The organism is Kosakonia sacchari SP1 (genome assembly GCF_000300455.3).
Lineage (GTDB): Bacteria > Pseudomonadota > Gammaproteobacteria > Enterobacterales > Enterobacteriaceae > Kosakonia > Kosakonia sacchari.
Genome location: NZ_CP007215.2, coordinates 2,516,199 through 2,533,955, shown reverse-complemented (window position 1 = coordinate 2,533,955; position 17,757 = coordinate 2,516,199). Strand labels below are relative to the sequence as shown.

The 17,757-nt window shown below is 57.2% G+C and carries 13 protein-coding genes; 9 read left to right on the top strand and 4 right to left on the bottom strand.

What is annotated here, in order from left to right:
- Positions 1-105 precede the first annotated feature (105 nt).
- Complete coding sequence (locus C813_RS34945) at positions 106-603, top strand: cupin domain-containing protein (protein WP_017456753.1); 498 nt, start codon at positions 106-108, stop codon at positions 601-603.
- A gap of 59 nt (positions 604-662) precedes the next feature.
- Here C813_RS34945 and C813_RS34940 read toward each other — a convergent pair whose 3' ends face one another.
- Positions 663-1,391: a metallophosphoesterase gene (locus tag C813_RS34940; protein ID WP_017456754.1), complete on the bottom strand. Its 729-nt coding sequence runs from the start codon at positions 1,389-1,391 to the stop codon at positions 663-665.
- Positions 1,392-1,569: 178 nt separating this feature from the next.
- Positions 1,570-2,472, bottom strand: a complete 903-nt coding sequence (locus tag C813_RS34935; protein WP_017456756.1) for a LysR family transcriptional regulator — start codon at positions 2,470-2,472, stop codon at positions 1,570-1,572.
- Positions 2,473-2,573: 101 nt separating this feature from the next.
- Between C813_RS34935 and C813_RS34930 the strand changes: the two genes are divergently transcribed.
- On the top strand, positions 2,574-3,398 hold the full coding sequence (locus tag C813_RS34930) for an SDR family oxidoreductase (RefSeq protein WP_040016534.1): 825 nt from the start codon (positions 2,574-2,576) through the stop codon (positions 3,396-3,398).
- Here C813_RS34930 and C813_RS34925 read toward each other — a convergent pair.
- Entirely contained in the window at positions 3,395-4,336 is a 942-nt protein-coding gene (locus tag C813_RS34925; protein WP_017456758.1) for a zinc-dependent alcohol dehydrogenase family protein, read from the bottom strand. The genes C813_RS34930 and C813_RS34925 overlap by 4 nt on opposite strands.
- A gap of 45 nt (positions 4,337-4,381) precedes the next feature.
- Here C813_RS34925 and bla point away from each other — a divergent pair, with 45 nt between their 5' ends.
- The 7 genes from bla (at position 4,382) to glgX (ending at position 16,547) form a co-directional block, all read left to right on the top strand.
- On the top strand, positions 4,382-5,251 hold the full coding sequence (bla, locus tag C813_RS34920; protein ID WP_017456759.1) for a class A beta-lactamase: 870 nt from the start codon (positions 4,382-4,384) through the stop codon (positions 5,249-5,251).
- Between the two features lie 162 nt (positions 5,252-5,413).
- Positions 5,414-8,464, top strand: a complete 3,051-nt coding sequence (fdnG, locus tag C813_RS34915; protein WP_071957272.1) for a formate dehydrogenase-N subunit alpha — start codon at positions 5,414-5,416, stop codon at positions 8,462-8,464.
- A 12-nt stretch (positions 8,465-8,476) separates the two neighbouring features.
- Positions 8,477-9,364 (top strand): formate dehydrogenase subunit beta, encoded by an 888-nt coding sequence (gene fdxH / locus C813_RS34910; protein ID WP_017456760.1) that lies wholly within the window; start codon positions 8,477-8,479, stop codon positions 9,362-9,364.
- Positions 9,357-9,998 (top strand): formate dehydrogenase-N subunit gamma, encoded by a 642-nt coding sequence (fdnI, locus tag C813_RS34905; protein WP_017456761.1) that lies wholly within the window; start codon positions 9,357-9,359, stop codon positions 9,996-9,998. Before fdxH ends, fdnI begins: the two co-directional genes overlap by 8 nt.
- Positions 9,999-10,104: 106 nt before the next feature.
- Positions 10,105-11,892 carry a malto-oligosyltrehalose trehalohydrolase gene (gene treZ / locus C813_RS34900; RefSeq protein WP_017456762.1) on the top strand — a complete coding sequence of 596 codons (1,788 nt, stop codon included), beginning with the start codon at positions 10,105-10,107 and terminating at the stop codon, positions 11,890-11,892.
- Positions 11,893-11,933: 41 nt separating this feature from the next.
- The gene (gene treY / locus C813_RS34895; protein ID WP_238593058.1) at positions 11,934-14,399 is read left to right on the top strand and encodes a malto-oligosyltrehalose synthase; all 2,466 of its coding nucleotides are present in this window, start codon (positions 11,934-11,936) and stop codon (positions 14,397-14,399) included.
- Positions 14,400-14,468: 69 nt separating this feature from the next.
- Positions 14,469-16,547: a glycogen debranching protein GlgX gene (gene glgX, locus C813_RS34890; RefSeq protein ID WP_017456764.1), complete on the top strand. Its 2,079-nt coding sequence runs from the start codon at positions 14,469-14,471 to the stop codon at positions 16,545-16,547.
- A 39-nt stretch (positions 16,548-16,586) separates the two neighbouring features.
- Here glgX and tehA read toward each other — a convergent pair whose 3' ends face one another.
- A complete protein-coding gene (tehA, locus tag C813_RS34885; protein ID WP_017456765.1) occupies positions 16,587-17,540 on the bottom strand; it encodes a dicarboxylate transporter/tellurite-resistance protein TehA in 954 nt (317 codons plus the stop codon).
- Positions 17,541-17,757 lie beyond the last annotated feature (217 nt).

The following is a 17,757-nucleotide window of genomic DNA, read 5'->3' as shown; positions in this document are numbered from 1 at the left end:
GCGTTATGAACGGCGACCCGATCATTCTCGCTACGCTGGCAGAACAGATTGACAGGCAGAAGGGGCGTTTCAATACTGAACAGGAACCCTTTACCGGAACTGTTTATGAACGACAACACCCCGCCTGCGTTTGTGATCCGCAATTTTAACCACATCGACATGGAAAACTTCGTGCGCCCGCCGCTGTATGAATCGCTCGGCGGCTCGCTGACCAAAGGCACTCTCGCCAGTAAACTCGGCGCGTCGGTCGATATTGTGCCGCCCGGCAAACGCGCCTGTCCGTTTCATCTCCATCACGCGCAGGAAGAGATGTTTATTGTGCTGAACGGTAACGGTACGTTGCGCATCGGCGATGAAGAGCGGCCCATCCAGGAAGGGGATGTAATCTGCATTCCGCCAGGCAAAGCGTGGCCGCACCAGATTATTAATACCTCCGATCAACCGCTGCGTTATCTCTCGATTAGCACTATGGAAAGCCCGGAAATCTGCGAATACCCGGATGCGGATAAATTTCTGGCAAAAGCGCGCAGCAACGGGCGCGAGGAGTTTCGCAAGCTCGATTTTCGCGGCAAAAACGTGGATTACTGGGAAGGCGAGCCGTGAACATCAGCGCCGGTTTTACTTGCGCGTGACGAAAAAAACCGGTGCGCTGGCGATGCCCGCTACAGGCTGACAAAATGGCTAACCCGGCTATCACCGCGCAGTTCATGAATGAGAAGCGCAGGCGGATCGCTTGCCGCCGGGATGTGCTGAGTATTGAGCATCAGCGGGTTCGCCGGGCAGATGGAGCCGCAAAGATACGCAGGGATACCGGCAAAGGTGGCGGACATCGCGCGGTGGACATGGCCGGCGCACAGCGCCAGCGGCGGGTGCGGTAAGTGCGCCAGCAGTTGCGCCAGCGCTTCGCCGCCCTCGCACATGGCGTTATCCAGCGGGGCAATGCCGCTCGGGAAAAGATGCTGGTGCAAAAAGATCATTGCCGGTTGCGGCTGTGCCTGCAGCGCCGCTTCCAGCCAGTGCAGATGGGGGCGGATATCGCCCCGGTTTTCACCGCTTACGGTCACATCCACACCAATCACCGGCACGTTATTCACGTACTCATGGAAATGCAGCGCGTCATGCGCAGAGCGGTGCGCAAAAGCGGCCAGATTTTCACACATCACGGCTTTATCATCGGCATTGCCGGGCAGGATCAGCGAGCGGCACGCCAGGCGCTGTAAGACTCTGTCAATGGCGCGATAGCCCGCACCCCAGCCGTCATCGATTAAATCGCCGCTCACCACCAGCAGATCGGGATTGAGCGCAAGCAACCAGTCGATGGCGCGATGCAGGCGCTGAAGGTTGTCGTTATCCGGCGCAGCATGAATATCGCTCAGTTGGGCAATCAGCATTCTCTCTCCGGTTTATCCGTTTTCACCGTCAAAGCGTAGCCTAACCAGGCGCACTGTAGAAACGGCATAAGTGATTGCATCAGACGGTGTGGTATATGGCTCGGGCGACTGGGACCCGCCGGACGGCGGGCGCGATTTCCGCCTGGATCTGCGCACTGGGCAGTTACTTGACGACTGATTACAACACCGCTTCGTTGGCCTCGCGAATGGCGGCGATAAATGCGTTCAACGTCGCCGGTATTTGCCGGTGACCGGAATAATAGAGACACAAGCCGGCAATCGGCGGGCTGAATGGCGACAGCACCTGTTGCGCCAGCCCGTTGTCGATGGCGTCGCGGGCATAGGGTTCAGGGACATAAGCAATGCCTAAGCCTTTTATCACCGCCTCGACCATCAGCGCGCTGTTATCAAGACATAAATTGCCGGGCACGTTGAGCGTCAGCGGCTTGCCCTGTTGCACAAACTCCCAGCGATAGCGTTTTCCGCTCGGCAAACGCTGGGCGATACAGCGATGCTGTAAAAGATCCGCCGGGCTTTGCGGTACACCTGCGTTGTTGAGATAGTGCGGCGAGGCGATGGTGATAAAGCGGATTGGCCCGCCGAAGGGCACCGCAATCATATCGAGCGGTACTGCTTCCGCCAGCCGTACGCCCGCATCAAACCCGTCGGCGACGATATCCACCAGCCGGCCTTCGGTCACGATATCCAGCACCACCTGCGGGTGCGCCTGTAAAAAGCCGTCGACCACGTGCGCCAGCAGCCAGCGCGCGCCACCTTCATTCGCGTTAATGCGCAGCGTACCGTGCAGTTCCTGCGGGCGAAAGCGGGTGGCATCCAGCGCCGTATCTAACTGGTTAAGCAGGGGATCAATGCGTTGCAGCAATGCCGCGCCTTCTTCCGTCAACGAGACGCTGCGGGTGGTGCGATGTAACAAGCGCACACCTAGCTGGCTTTCCAGCCCGCGCATGGCGTGGCTGAGCGAGGAACGGGATACACCCAGTTCATTGGCGGCTTGTTGAAAACTGCGGTGCCGGGCGACCAGCAGGAACGCTTTTAAATCTGCGAGACTGACATTTTTCATTGTTGAATATTTTTCACCGCTGCATGTCGATTGGTGCGTCTTATCATAGCAGCGCCGGTTGCTTACGCTATCCACTCACCGGAAAACATGTGGAGGTATTTATGATGACATGGCTGATCACCGGCGCTTCGTCCGGGCTGGGATTGTTGATGACGCAAACACTGCTGGCACGCGGTGACCGCGTGGTGGCCTGCGTGCGGCGCGTGGATGCGCTGAGTACATTACAGGCGCACTATCCGTCGCGGCTGCATGTCAGCTGCTTTGATATGAACGACAGCGCGGCACTGCGTCGCGAAGTGGACGCCGCGTTTACCACCTGCGGTGTGATTGAACGGGTGGTCAGCAACGCCGGATACGGCTTGTTTGGCGCGGCGGAAGAGGTGAGCGATGCGCAAATTGACCGGCAGGTAGCTACCAATCTTACCGGCTCCATCCAGTTAGTCCGTGCCGTGTTGCCGTGGCTGCGCGAGCAGCAAGGCGGGCGGATTGTGCAGGTCTCTTCGGAAGGCGGCCAGGTAGCCTATCCCAATTTCAGCCTTTACCATGCCAGTAAGTGGGGGATTGAAGGCTTTCTGGAATCGGTGGCGCAGGAGGTGAAACCGTTTGGTATCGACATTGTGATTGCCGAGCCTGGCCCAACGCAAACCGGTTTCGGTGCCGGGCTCGATCACGCCACACCGCTCGCCGTCTATGACAATACGCCTGCGGGCGAGGTGCGCCGGGGAATCGCTAGTGGCAGTTTTGACATAAAAGGCGATGCTCAGCGCACGGTGGATGCGATTATCGCGGCGGCAGACGCCCCCGCGCCGCCGTTCCGGGTGCCACTGGGCAGCCTTGCCTGGGAGCACCTGGTGGCCTCGCTCCGTACCCGATTAGCAGAAATTGAGCGCCAGCGCGACGTGGCGTATTCAGCCGACAGGGATTAAAACGCCAGCAGCGGTTTGGCTATCCGGCCTGGCGTCTGGTACAGCGTGATAGCCTGCCGCCACTGCTGAAAATCAATCAATGTCACCTCGCTCACGGGCGTTGCGCGCAGGCGCTCCCAGAGTGTGCAAAACGCCTGCTGCCAGCCATATGCCGTCATTGCGTCAAGATAGTTACGCACATGGAACCAGTGGACTGCGGGTAAGCGCTGGCGAATGCTGAATGGCTGCCCGGAGAGCAAACCATAGCTGATAAATTGCCCCGTTTTCGGCATCGATTGCAGCAACATTTCTGCCAGTGTGCCGCCGGTGGCGTCATAGATAACGCTGGCTTTACCCGCCGCCTGTTTGATGGCAGCGCTGTCCGTATCGGCCAGCGCTTTTACGCCGCAGGCCGCCAGGCGGCTGGCATGAATGGCGGAACGATAAATGCCGGTCACGCTTTTCGCCCCCTGAAGCCTGGCCCACTGCGCCAGGTAAGTGGCGCAGTCAGAACCCGCCGCGGTGACCAGCACATGTTGGCCGTGAGCTGGGTAATGTTCCAGCATCATCTGCGCGGCCAGTGGATTGATGTAGGCGCGGGCGGCAAGCGTATCGTCAATATCATCCGGCACTGGCACAGCCAGTTGCGCCGGGCAATCCACATACTGCTGCCAGGTGCCCTGACCGCGCAGCGGCAATACGCGTTTGCCCATTAAATCCGCGTTTGCATCGTGCGTTTGCATCACTACGCCCACGCCTTCATAACCCGCGATAGCGGGCAGGGTGATGCGGTGACTGTAGGCGCCGGTGACCGGGATCAAATCCGAGGCGTTCACCGGCGCAAGGCGCATCCTGACGCGAACATCTCCTGCCTGAAGCGGTGCCAGGACGCTGGTTTCAGCGTGCAGAACAGTCTGCGGTTCGCCGAAACTTCTGTACACTAACGCGGTGTTACCCATGATACCCACTTGTGATGTTGATCTGTTTGAACAAGGATTATACCTATGTTTTTCCCAGTGAAATCAATCTGTTCTTTACTGTTGTTGAGCGCGTTTGCCGCCAGCGCCGCCAATATTGATAACGCCACGCTGACGGCGGTGGCTCGCCTGCAGGAAGAGCACTTAGGCGCGCGCATCGGCATTGCGGTGATCGATACCGCCAGCGGTGAGACGGTGAGCTACCGGGGCGATGAGCGTTTTCCGCTTAACAGCACTCACAAAGCGCTGCTGTGCGGCGCGTTGCTGAGCAAGGTCGACAAAGGTGAACTGGCGTTAAATGAGACCACCCAGTTTTCCCAAAGTGAACTGGTTGCCTATTCGCCGGTAACCAGCAAGTTTGTTGCGCCTTCATCGATGAGCTGGCAGCAGCTCTGCAGCGCGGCAATCACTGAAAGTGACAACACGGCGGCAAATCTGCTGGCGAAAAAGCTGGGCGGACCGGCAGCGGTGACGCGTTTCTTTGTCGATTCAGGTGACAGTGTCACGCGACTTGATCGCGCAGAGCCGGAACTGAACAGCGCCGTACCGGGCGATTTACGTGATACCACCACGCCGCTGGCTGTCAGCCACACGCTGCAAAAGCTGACGCTCGGCGAGGTATTAACGCCGCGTTCGCGTGCGCAACTGGTGCAATGGATGAAAGAGGATAAAGTCGCTGATGCGCTGCTGCGTTCCACATTGCCAAAAGGCTGGGTTATTGGCGATAAAACCGGGGCGGGCGGATATGGTTCGCGTTCCATTATCAGTATTGTCTGGCCGAAAAAAGGCGCGCCTCGTATTGTATCTATTTATATAACGGATACAAAAGCGACAATCGCGCAAAGTAATGACGCCATTGCCCGCATCGGTAAAGCCATATTCAGCGCGACGAAGTAATAAAAAGGGCAGAGAGAAAAATCTCTGCCACTAATTTTAGTTAAATAAGTATCTGCCCCAAATTACCCGCAAAAATAACCATAAATGGATAATGGTTAAGTGTTGAGAATATCCTTATAATCTCCGTCCCTTTTCATGTCTTAAGTTTAAGCTGGAGGACAAATGGAGCTCAACCGGAGGCAGTTCTTTCGGATCTGCGCGGGCGGTCTGGCAGGAAGCACTGTCGCATCTCTCGGATTTTTATCTTCTTTTTCCGTTCATGCGGAAACCCGTCAATATAAACTCTTAAAAGCAAAAGAGACGCGAAATAACTGCACCTATTGTTCAGTCGGCTGCGGCATGCTGATGTACAGCCTCGGTGATAATGCGAAAAATGTCAGTGAAAGTATTTATCACATTGAAGGCGACGCCGATCATCCGGTGAGCCGGGGTTCATTGTGCCCAAAAGGCGCTGGCGTTCTGGACTATATTCACAGCGAAAATCGTTTATTACATCCGCAATATCGCGCGCCGGGTTCCGATAAATGGCAGCGAATTAGCTGGGATGAAGCCATTGATAAAATCGCGAGGTTAATGAAAAAAGATCGCGATGAAAACTTTATTGAAAAAAATGCGCAGGGCGTAACGGTCAATCGCTGGACCACCACCGGCATGCTCTGTTCTTCAGCCGCCAGTAATGAGACCGGTATTCTTGACGGCAAATTTACCCGCGCGCTGGGCATGGTGGCGATCGACTGCCAGGCGCGTTTGTGCCACGGCCCGACCGTTTCCGCGCTGGCGCCGACTTTTGGTCGCGGCGCGATGACCAACAACTGGGTGGACATCAAAAACGCCAACGTGGTGCTGATCATGGGGGGTAACGCCGCTGAAGCGCACCCGGTCGGCTTTAAGTGGGTGGTGGAAGCGCAAACCAAAAACGACGCCACCGTAATGGTCGTCGATCCACGTTTTAACCGCAGTGCGGCGGTGGCCGATTTCTATGCGCCGATCCGCGCCGGTTCCGATACTGCGTTCCTGCTGGGTGCTATCCGCTATCTGATTGAACATGACCAGATCCAACATGAATATGTGCGTCACTACACCAATGCCAGCCTGATTATTCGCGAGGATTACGCCTTTAACGACGGCCTGTTCAGCGGCTACGACGCGCAAAAACGCCAGTACGACAAATCCAGCTGGTTCTACCAACTCGACGCCCAGGGCAATGCGCTGCGCGACGAGACGCTAAGCCATCCGCGCTGCGTGTGGAACTTGCTCAAAGCCCACGTTGCGCGCTACACGCCGGAAATGGTCAGCCGCCTGTGCGGCACCACGGTAAAAGATTTCATCCATGTTTGCTCGGTGCTCGGTAGCACCAGCGTGCCAAATCGTACCGCTACCATTCTTTATGCGCTGGGCTGGACGCACCACTCGGCCGGGGCGCAAATCATTCGCGCGGCGGGGATGCTGCAACTGCTGCTCGGTAATATCGGTATGGCGGGCGGCGGTGTGAACGCGCTGCGCGGTCACTCGAATATTCAGGGTTATACCGACTTAGGTTTGCTGTCGACCAACCTGCCGGGTTATATGCCACTGCCCTCGGAAAAACAGCCGGATTACCAGACCTATATTTCACAGATCACGCCGCCGTCGCTGGGGGTGAATGAAGTGAACTACTGGCAGAACACACCGAAGTTTTTCATCAGCATGATGAAGAGCTTCTGGGGCGATCGTGCCACAGCGGAGAACAACTGGGGTTACGACTGGCTGCCGAAATGGGATCGTCTCTACGATGTGATGACCCAGGCGGAATTGATGATCGAGGGTAAAATCAACGGATATATCGTGCAGGGGTTCAACCCGCTGGCGGCCTTCCCGGATAAGAACAAGTCATCACGCGCGCTGGCGAAACTGAAATACATGGTGGTTATCGATCCGCTGGCGACCGAATCCTCCACCTTCTGGCAGAACCACGGTGAAATGAACGACGTCAATCCGGCGGAAATTCAGACCGAAGTATTCCGTCTGCCATCCTCCTGCTTTGCTGAAGAGGACGGTTCCATAGCCAACTCCGGTCGCTGGTTGCAGTGGCACTGGGCCGCCGCCGAGCCGCCGGGAGAGGCATTGCATGACGCCAAAATCCTTGGCCGCCTGTTTATGCGTCTGCGTGAGCTGTATCAGGCCGAAGGCGGGGCCAACCCGGAACCGCTGCTGAACATGTCCTGGGATTATAAAGATCCGTACGATCCGCATCCCGAAGAAGTCGCCCGCGAAGCCAACGGCAAAGCGCTGCGCGATCTGTATGACGATAAAGGCACGTTAATTGCCAGAAAAGGTGAGCAGCTAAGCAGCTTTGCGCAACTGCGTGATGACGGCTCCACCAGTAGCTTCTGCTGGGTGTATTGCGGTAGCTGGACGGAGCGCGGTAACCAGATGGCGAACCGTGATAACAGCGATCCGTACGGGCTGGGCTGCACGCCGGGCTGGGCGTGGTCGTGGCCGGCGAACCGCCGCATTCTTTACAACCGCGCCTCTGCCGATCCGGCGGGAAAACCGTGGGATGCGAAGCGCGCGCTGTTGCACTGGGATGGTCAGCGCTGGACTGGCATGGACGTTGCCGATTACAGCCAGGCGGCACCAGGCAGCAATGTCGGGCCGTTTATCATGAACCCGGAAGGCGTGGCGCGCCTGTTCTCCATCGACAAGATGAACGACGGCCCGTTCCCGGAACACTACGAGCCGATTGAATCGCCGATTGGCACCAACCCGCTGCACCCGGAAGTAGTCTCAAGCCCGGTAGCGCGTATTTTTGCGGCCGACAAAGCCAATATGGGCAAAGCGGATGCCTTCCCGTATGTCGCCACCACCTACTCAATAACCGAGCTGTTCCGCCACTGGACGAAACATGCCCGCCTTAACGCTATCGCGCAGCCGGATCAGTTTGTGGAGATTGGCGAAGCGCTGGCAAAAGAGAAGGGCATTCTCGCCGGAGACGAAGTGAAAGTGATGTCGAAACGCGGCTTTATCAAAGCCAAAGCGGTGGTGACCAAACGCTTGCAGACGCTAACTATCGACGGGCGCAGCATCGATACCGTCGGTATTCCGTGCCACTGGGGTTTTGAAGGGGCCACGCGCAAAGGCTTCCTTGCTAACACGCTGACGCCGTCTGTCGGCGACGCTAACTCGCAGACGCCGGAATACAAGGCGTTTTTGGTCAATATTGAGAAGGCGTAAGGAAGCGAAACCATGTCCATGCAATCACAAGACATTATTAAACGTTCAGCGACCAACGGTTTTACGCCGCCGCCGCAGGCACGGGATTTCCGTGCCGAAGTGGCTAAGCTGATTGATGTGTCCACCTGTATTGGCTGTAAAGGCTGCCAGGTGGCCTGTTCCGAGTGGAACGATATCCGCGATGAAGTGGGGTATTGCGCCGGGGTGTATGACAACCCGCTCGATTTAAGCGCCAAATCCTGGACGGTAATGCGCTTTAGCGAGACCACGCAAAACAACAAACTGGAGTGGCTGATCCGCAAAGATGGTTGTATGCACTGCGCGGAGCCGGGCTGCCTGAAAGCCTGCCCGTCGGCGGGCGCGATCATTCAGTACGCCAACGGCATTGTCGATTTCCAGTCGGAGCACTGCATTGGCTGCGGCTACTGCATTGCCGGTTGCCCGTTCAACGTGCCGCGTCTCAACCCGGACGATAACCGGGTCTACAAATGCACACTCTGCGTCGATCGCGTCAGCGTCGGCCAGGAGCCCGCGTGTGTGAAAACCTGCCCGACCGGGGCGATCCATTTTGGTACTAAAGCCGAGATGCTTGAGCTTGGCGAGCAGCGCGTGGCCCAGTTGCAAAAACGCGGTTACGTCAATGCAGGCGTGTACAACCCGCAGGGAGTCGGCGGTACGCATGTGATGTATGTGCTGCATCATGCCGACCAGCCTGGGCTGTATCACAACCTGCCAGCGGAACCGAAAATCGATGTGCCGGTAAATTTGTGGAAGGGCATTCTCAAGCCGCTCTCCGCCGCCGGGTTTATCGCTACCTTTGCCGGTCTGCTGTTCCACTATATCGGTGTAGGCCCGAACAAAGAGACGGATGACGATGAAGAGGAGCACGACCATGAATAAAAGCAAAATGATCCTGCGCACCAAATTTATCGACCGGGCGTGCCACTGGACGGTAGTTATCTGCTTCTTTCTGGTGGCGTTATCCGGTATCGCGCTCTTTTTCCCGACGCTGCACTGGCTGACGCAAACCTTCGGCACGCCGCAGATGGGGCGAATTTTGCACCCGTTCTTTGGCGTGCTGATCTTTCTGATCCTGATGTTTATGTTCGGGCGTTTTGTGCATCACAACATCCCGGACAAGAAAGATCTGCCATGGCTGAAAAACATTGTCGAAGTGCTGAAAGGCAATGAGCACAAGGTGGCGGATGTCGGCAAATATAACGCCGGACAGAAAATGATGTTCTGGACCATCATGAGCATGATTTCGCTGCTGCTGGCGACGGGCGTGGTGATCTGGCGTCCGTACTTTGCCCACTTTTTCCCTATCTGGCTGATTCGCTGGTGTTTGCTGGCGCATGCCACTTCCGCCATTATCCTGATGCTCGCCATTCTGGTTCACATGTATATGGCGTTCTGGGTGAAAGGGTCGATCAAAGGCATGATTGAAGGCAAAGTGAGCCGTCGTTGGGCGAAGAAGCACCATCCGCGCTGGTATCGCGAAGTCGAAGCCGCAGAAGAAAAACAACAGCACTAATGCAACTCACCGCCCGGTATGCGCGTGCATCACCGGGCGGCCCGCCAATGGCTTTGCAGTTTATCGACTATGATTGTTCTTCGTGACATCGTGGAGAGGTAATTGCATGGCGTCGAAATCGTTTTGTAAAAGCTGGGGAGCCGAATACCTCGCGAATGGTCGCGTGCGTTTTCGCTTATGGGCCACCGGGCAGCAGCAGGTTTCACTGCGTTTACCGGCTGGCGAACTGCCAATGCAACGCCTTGATGACGGCTGGTTTGAACTGACCGTCGATAATATCGCTGCGGGTACGGCGTACCAGTTTGTCCTGAATAATGGTATGGCGGTTCCCGATCCTGCCTCGCGCGCGCAGGCCGCCGACGTTAACGGCCCTTCACTGGTCATTGACCCGGATCATTACGTCTGGCAACACCCGCAGTGGCAAGGCCGCCCGTGGCAAGAGTCAGTCGTTTATGAACTGCATATCGGGACATTCACCCCGCAGGGTACTTTTCGCGCGGCGATGGAAAAACTGCCGTACCTCGCGCAACTCGGCATCACCATGATAGAAGTAATGCCCGTCTCCCAGTTTGGCGGCAACCGCGGCTGGGGCTATGACGGCGTGCTGCTCTATGCGCCGCACTCGGCGTATGGCACGCCGGATGATTTTAAAGCCTTTATCGACGCCGCTCATGGCTACGGCCTTTCGGTAGTGCTGGATATTGTGCTCAACCACTTTGGCCCGGAAGGTAACTACTTACCCGCGCTATCACCGAATTTTTTCCACGCCGAACGCCAGACACCGTGGGGGCCGGGCATCGCGTATGACGTTGACGCGGTGCGGCGTTACATCGTTGAAGCACCGCTCTACTGGCTCAACGAATACAACCTGGACGGGCTGCGATTTGATGCCATCGATCAGATTGAAGACAGTTCGAAGCCGCATGTGCTGGTAGAGATTGCCGAGCGTATTCGCGCGGAGATCACCGACCGGCCGGTGCATCTGACCACCGAAGATTGCCGCAACATTATCGCGCTGCATCCGCGCGAGCCGGACGGTCGTGCGCCGCTGTTTACCGCCGAGTGGAACGATGATCTGCACAATGCCGCGCATGTGTTTGCCACCGGTGAAACCCATGCCTATTACCAGGATTTTGCGGATAAGCCCGAAGTGTGGCTGGCGCGGGCGTTAACTGAAGGGTTCGCATTTCAGGGGGAGGTTGCGCCGTCAACCGGTGAACCGCGCGGAGTGGACAGCCGCAACCAGCCGCCGGTGGCGTTTGTCGATTTTATCCAGAACCACGATCAGACCGGCAACCGCGCGCAGGGCGAGCGGCTCGTCACGCTGGCGGGCGAGGAGAAAACGCGCGTGCTGCTCGGCGCGCTGCTGTTTTCCCCGCATATTCCACTGCTGTTTATGGGCGAAGAGTATGGCGAAACCAATCCTTTCCTGTTCTTTACCGATTTTCACGGCGATCTGGCGCGCGCGGTGCGTGAAGGGCGCGCGCGGGAATTCCAGGGCCATGCGGGACATGAGGGGGAAGCGGTTCCCGATCCGAACGCGCCTGACACCTTTACCCGTTCGCAACTGGACTGGGCGAAAACGCAGCGGGAGAGCGGTCAGCGCTGGCTGACGCAAACCCGCGACTGGCTGACGCTGCGCCAGAAATATGTGGTGCCGCTGCTGACAAATGCGCAGCGGCAAAATGGGGAGGTGATCGCCACCGCGCCGGGGTTTGTCGCGGTCCGCTGGCGCTTCCCGCAAGGGACATTATCGCTGGCGCTCAATATTGGCGAGGCATCGCAACCGTTGCCGGATCTTCCCGGTAAAACGCTGGTGGCCTGGCCGCGCGGACAGGATGATTTGCCGCCGAATGCGTTCATTGTTCGTCTGGCTTTAGGAGAGGGAATGTGAATACGCCAACCGCCACTTACCGCTTGCAGTTTCGTAACGGAATGAGGTTTGATCGCGCCGCGGCGCTGGTTCCGTATCTTAAACATCTGGGCATCAGCCACCTTTACGCTTCGCCCATTTTCACCGCCGCCAGCGGTTCCACCCACGGTTATGACGTAACCAACGCCAATGAAATAGACCCGACGCTTGGCGGGCGCGACGGATTTGACCGGCTGGTGAGGGCGTTAAAAAACGCCGGGCTGGGGCTGATTCTCGATATTGTGCCAAACCATATGGCCGCCTCGCTGGAAAACGCCTGGTGGCGCGATGTAATAGGCAAAGGCGAAAAAAGCCCGTATGCCCACCATTTCGACATTGACTGGTCGCGGCGGCTGACGCTGCCGTTTCTCGGCGATGATTTTGACACTGTGCTGGCGAACGGCGAGCTGGCGATCAAAGCCGATCCGCTGACCGGTGAACCGGCGCTGGCCTATTACGACAACTTTTATCCGCTGGTGGCAGAAAGCTGGCAAGGGCGGGAGCAGGCACTTATCGGCGAGACCGATCACGCGCTAATCGCTGACATACATGCGCAGCAGCCCTGGCGTTTAATGAGCTGGCGCGATGCGGCGAGTGACCTCTCATACCGGCGCTTTTTTGAAATCACCGGCCTGGTTGGTGTGCGCGTGGAAGATGAGGCGGTATTTGATGATGCGCACCGGCTGATCCTTGAACTGGTGCACAGCGGCGCGGTGGAGGGGTTGCGAATCGATCACGTCGACGGGCTGGCCGATCCCAAGGGTTATCTGATGCGCTTACGCCAGAAGGTGGGGCCTGAGTGTTACCTCACGGTGGAGAAGATCCTTGGCAAAGGCGAGCATCTTCCGCCGGACTGGCCGGTTTCCGGCACCACCGGGTATGAATTTATCGCTGCGCTGTCGGATGTGCTGGTCGATGACGCAAAGCTCAGTAATCTGCGTAAAGCCTATGACAGCGTTGCCGGGCGGCGTGTGAATATGCGCGAGGAGCTGCGCGACGCCAAGCTGCTGATGGTCGATCGTAACTTTAACGGCGAATTCAACGTGCTGGTGTCGCTGGCGCTCACTATTGGTCACGCGGAAATCCCGGTGCCGCAGGAGGACGCGGTGCGCCAGGCGCTGCGCGAACTGCTGATCGCTTTCCCGGTGTATCGCACTTATGGCACGGAACAGGGGCTACCGGAGGCTGACGCCTCGCTGTTAAACAAGGTGGTGGAGAGCGTTCAGCGCAGCCCGTATGCGCCGGATGCTGCCGCGCTCGATTTTGTGCGCCGCATTTTAGTGGGCGATGTGGCGAAAAGCGCGCTCGGCGCGGCGGCACGTTTTCGCACGCGTTTTCAGCAGCTCACCGGGCCGCTGATGGCGAAATCCGTCGAAGATACGCTCTTTTTCCGCCAGCATGTCGATCTGGCGCTTAATGAGGTCGGCGCGGAACCACTACCGCGCACCTTTTCTCTCGATCGTTTCCACGCAGAGATGCAAACCCGGCTTGAGCGCCAGCCGGATGCGCTTTCCGGCACCTCAACCCATGACACCAAACGCGGAGAAGACGCCCGGGCGCGGCTCTATACGCTGACGGAATCGCCTGAGCGCTGGGCAGATTGCGTGGCGCGCTGGCGACAGATGAACCATAGCAAAGTGCAACTGCTGGATGATGGACACGCGCCGCGACCGATGGTGGCGTGGATGATTTACCAGGCGCTGGCGGGTGTCTGGCCGGTCAACTTACAGGCCGATGATGTGGACGGTTTGCGTGCGCTGGAAGCGCGGTTTGTGGCGTTTGTCGAAAAAGCGCTGCGCGAAGCAAAACAGCGCACCGACTGGATCGAGACTAACGACGCCTATGAACAGGCGGTGCTTGATTACGTGCGTCATTTGTTGTCGCCGGAGAATCGCGAGTTTTTAACCGATTTTACCGCCTCGCTACAGCCCTTTATTCGTGCCGGGCTGGTCAATAGCCTGACGCAAACGGTGATCAAGCTGACGGCTCCCGGCGTGCCGGATATTTATCAGGGCAGCGAAGCGCTCAATTTCAGCCTGGTCGACCCGGATAACCGGCTGGAGCCGGATTACGCCGAGCTTGAGCGCCTGCTGGTAGACGAAGAGCAGGCCGATCCGCACTCGCAGGAGAGCTGGTCGAGCGGGCAGTTAAAGCAGTTTTTCATCTACCGGCTGCTGCATTTACGCCAGCAGATGCCGTCGCTGTTCCGCCGGGGGGCTTATCTGCCGTTGACTGTTGCGGGTGAAGAGGCGGAGCACCTGATCGCCTTTGCGCGCGTGGAAAACCAGGATGCGTTAATTGTGCTCGCCCCGCGTCTGCTGTTCGATGCCATCGACGGCAGCCTGGCGGGTGCCAATATTGCTTTACCGCCGGAACTGGCGAATCGGCGTTACCGGGACATACTCAGCTCAGAGGAGGTTTTTCTCGCCGACAAAGTGAACCTGCGATCGATAGGCGGTTTCACCTTTGCGGTACTGGTCAGTGCGTGATCGAAGAAAAGGGTGCGGTTCATCAATCGTTATGTCTGGTGAGACTTTACAGGCGATCAAGGGGAAGCAATGTCTGACGGAAAACGGTTTTACATTACGGCGGGGCACGGCCAGCAACTCGGTGCGAATTACGACGGTGAGGGCGTTAACTTTGCCCTTTTTTCAGCGCATGCGCATCGTGTGGAGCTCTGTTTATACGCCCCCGATGGCAAGCAGGAGATCGCCCGGTTTGATCTGCCGGAAAATACCCACGAAATCTGGCACGGGTATGTGCCAGGCCTGCAACCCGGCGCGCTGTATGGCTACCGGGTGCATGGCCCGTTTGAGCCGGAAAACGGCCACCGGTTTAACCCGAATAAATTATTGATTGACCCTTATGCCCGCGAACTGGTCGGGGATATTGAGTGGAACGCGGCCCATTATGCTTACGATTTAGGCCATGAAGATAAAGACCTGACCTTTGATACCCAGGATAGCGCGCCGTTTACGCCCAAATGCCGGGTTATCGATCCACACGCGTTCGACTGGCAGGACGGCGCACGACCGAATATTCCCTGGCCACGCACGGTTTTCTACGAAACCCATGTCAAAGGCTTCACGCAGCTTAATCCGGCGCTGCCGCCGGAGTTGCGTGGCACGTTTGAAGGGATGGGCCATAAAGCGTCGGTGGAGTATATCAAAAGCCTCGGCATTACCTCTGTCGAACTGCTGCCGGTACACTGGTTCCCGGACGACCAGCATTTGCTCGATAAAGGGCTGCGCAACTTCTGGGGCTATAACACGCTTGGTTTCTTCGCCCCGGCGTCGCGTTATTACGGGCCACGCGGTATTCAGGGCTTTCGCGATATGGTGCGGGCGTTTCACGATGCCGGTATCGAAGTGATCCTCGATGTGGTTTATAACCACACGGCAGAAGGCAACGAACTGGGGCCAACGCTATCGTTTAAAGGCATCGACAACTTCTCTTATTACCGCACATTACCGGATCAGCACCGCTACTACATCAATGACACCGGCACCGGCAATACGGTGAACACGTCGCACCCGCGCGTATTGCAGATGGTGATGGATTCGCTGCGTTACTGGGCAGAATCGATGCATATCGACGGTTTTCGCTTCGATCTGGGCACCATTCTTGGGCGCGAGCCGGAAGGGTTTGACCAGCGCGGCGGCTTTTTCGATGCCATGACGCAGGATCCGCTGTTATCCCGGCTGAAACTGGTTGGCGAACCGTGGGACATCGGCCCTGGCGGTTATCAGGTGGGCGGATTCCCGCCGGGTTGGGCGGAGTGGAACGACAAATACCGCGACACGCTGCGTGAATACTGGAAGGGCGATAACGTCTCGACGGACTTTGCCGCCCGCTTGCTGGGCTCCGGCGATCTGTACGATCAGCGCGGGCGTCGCCCGTGGGCAAGCGTGAATTTTATAACTGCCCACGACGGTTTTACGCTGAACGACCTGGTGTCGTACAACGAAAAACATAATGAAGCCAACGGCGAAGACAATAACGATGGTCACAATGACAACCGCTCCTACAACTACGGTGCGGAAGGGGTGACCGACGATGAAGGCATCAACACCGTGCGCGAACGGCAAAAACGCAACTTCCTTGCGACGCTGTTCTTCTCCCACGGCACGCCAATGTTGTTGGCCGGGGACGAGTTTGGCCGTACCCAGCAGGGCAACAATAATGGCTACTGCCAGGACAGCGAAATCTCATGGATCGACTGGGACGCGCCGCACAGCGGCAACGGTGAAGCGCTGCGGGAATTTACCCGTCATGTCATTGCGCTCCGGGCTTCGCAGCCGATCCTGCGGCGCGAAAACTGGCGCGATGGTATGGAGATCCGCTGGTACAACGCCGGCGGCGGCGAGCAGTTACCGGAACAGTGGGATGAAGGTACGACGCTTGGCGTTTATATCGGACGCCCGGATTTGCAGGAAGAAGAGGGGATCTGGCATGACGTGCTGATGCTGTTTAACCCGTTTGAAGGCACGGTACCGTTTCGTATTCCGCAGTTCGGCGAAGGCGGCTGGGTGCTGGAGCTGACCACCGCCGATAGCGCGAAACGCGGGGTTGTTATCACCAAAGAGAAGGATTTCGAACTCGAAGGGCGCAGTATCGTGCTGTTCCGTCGCCCGTAATCAGCAATGCGCCAGGGGAAATGCCTGGCGCATTCTGCTTTATGCGCGGATCAATAACTTACCCCGCAGTAACAGCGCGAAGGTTTTCACCATCAACAGCGCGATCACCAGGTTAGCCGCGATAAACAGCGGGAATGACATCCAGTACAGTGCACCGCCCGGCGTACCGTGTCCCAGACGAATCGAGGTGGTCGCCAGCGACGCCACGCCAAATGAAAAGCTCCAGAACGACGGATTAAACGGCTGCGAACTGTACCAGGGGATCAGCCTTATCATGAACAGCATCTGCAACAGGCCATAACCGAATAACAGTTTGGCGAACACATCGGCCTGCCCGCCGTTGACGCTCAGCCAGGCGCTACAGGCCACGAATGCAGGCGCCATCTGAATGCCAAGCGATGTGCGCACGGCGGGCGACATTTCATCAAGATTGCGCATCCGGCTGAGAATAGCAGGCTCAAGACTCAGCCAGGAGAAGAGCCCGGCGCCGAGAAACAACATCCCGACATCGTTAAAACCAAACGCGCCACAGGCCATCGCGCTGATAAAATTATTGGCAACCGTGGGCAGATAAAGCCCTGGCGTCGTCGCTTCTTTCGGGTGTTGACCGCGCCATAAGCCGGCGGTTTGCCAGGCGGAGTAGGTGAGCTGAATAACGACAGCAACAAGAAACAGCCCCAGCGCCAGCGTGTGCAGCCACGGCGCGAGGCCAATGGCGACCAGCATTGAGGTTGCTGGTGCCAGGCTGACAAAACTGCTTTTCAGCGGATGGGTGATCTCTTCCAGCACGCTCGCGCCGTGGCGAAACATTCGGCTAATAAATGCCAGCATCAACAACGCCCAGATGACCATCGCCAGAATGATTAAGCCATCTGCAGGTAGCAGCGTGACCGGCCAGATAGTGGCGGCGAAACGCCAGGAAAAGCCCAGCCCGATAATACCAAGCACGATGCCAAAGTAGCCCGCTGGCAGGTTGAGGTGTGAATCTTTCATCACCAAACTCCTGAAATGTGTAAACCCTGAAGTAAGACGCGCGCCATTATATATGACATTTCATATGCATGTTTCAATTTTTATTCAGCTTAATATGTTGATTAAATAACCGATTAATTAATGATATTGAATTATTTTTGGCTTGGTCTACCGTTAAAGAGTAAATGATCGACTGTGCTTTTCTGTTATTTACAGCCATCTCAAATCAATCCGGAGT

Bases quoted from the DNA above. Each gene is read 5' to 3' on its own strand.
- C813_RS34945 (WP_017456753.1), top strand. From the start codon at position 106: ATGAACGACAACACCCCGCCTGCGTTTGTGATCCGCAATTTTAACCAC.
- C813_RS34940 (WP_017456754.1), bottom strand. From the start codon at position 1,391: ATGCTGATTGCCCAACTGAGCGATATTCATGCTGCGCCGGATAACGAC.
- C813_RS34935 (WP_017456756.1), bottom strand. From the start codon at position 2,472: ATGAAAAATGTCAGTCTCGCAGATTTAAAAGCGTTCCTGCTGGTCGCC.
- C813_RS34930 (WP_040016534.1), top strand. From the start codon at position 2,574: ATGATGACATGGCTGATCACCGGCGCTTCGTCCGGGCTGGGATTGTTG.
- C813_RS34925 (WP_017456758.1), bottom strand. From the start codon at position 4,336: ATGGGTAACACCGCGTTAGTGTACAGAAGTTTCGGCGAACCGCAGACT.
- bla (WP_017456759.1), top strand. From the start codon at position 4,382: ATGTTTTTCCCAGTGAAATCAATCTGTTCTTTACTGTTGTTGAGCGCG.
- fdnG (WP_071957272.1), top strand. From the start codon at position 5,414: ATGGAGCTCAACCGGAGGCAGTTCTTTCGGATCTGCGCGGGCGGTCTG.
- fdxH (WP_017456760.1), top strand. From the start codon at position 8,477: ATGTCCATGCAATCACAAGACATTATTAAACGTTCAGCGACCAACGGT.
- fdnI (WP_017456761.1), top strand. From the start codon at position 9,357: ATGAATAAAAGCAAAATGATCCTGCGCACCAAATTTATCGACCGGGCG.
- treZ (WP_017456762.1), top strand. From the start codon at position 10,105: ATGGCGTCGAAATCGTTTTGTAAAAGCTGGGGAGCCGAATACCTCGCG.
- treY (WP_238593058.1), top strand. From the start codon at position 11,934: ATGAGGTTTGATCGCGCCGCGGCGCTGGTTCCGTATCTTAAACATCTG.
- glgX (WP_017456764.1), top strand. From the start codon at position 14,469: ATGTCTGACGGAAAACGGTTTTACATTACGGCGGGGCACGGCCAGCAA.
- tehA (WP_017456765.1), bottom strand. From the start codon at position 17,540: ATGAAAGATTCACACCTCAACCTGCCAGCGGGCTACTTTGGCATCGTG.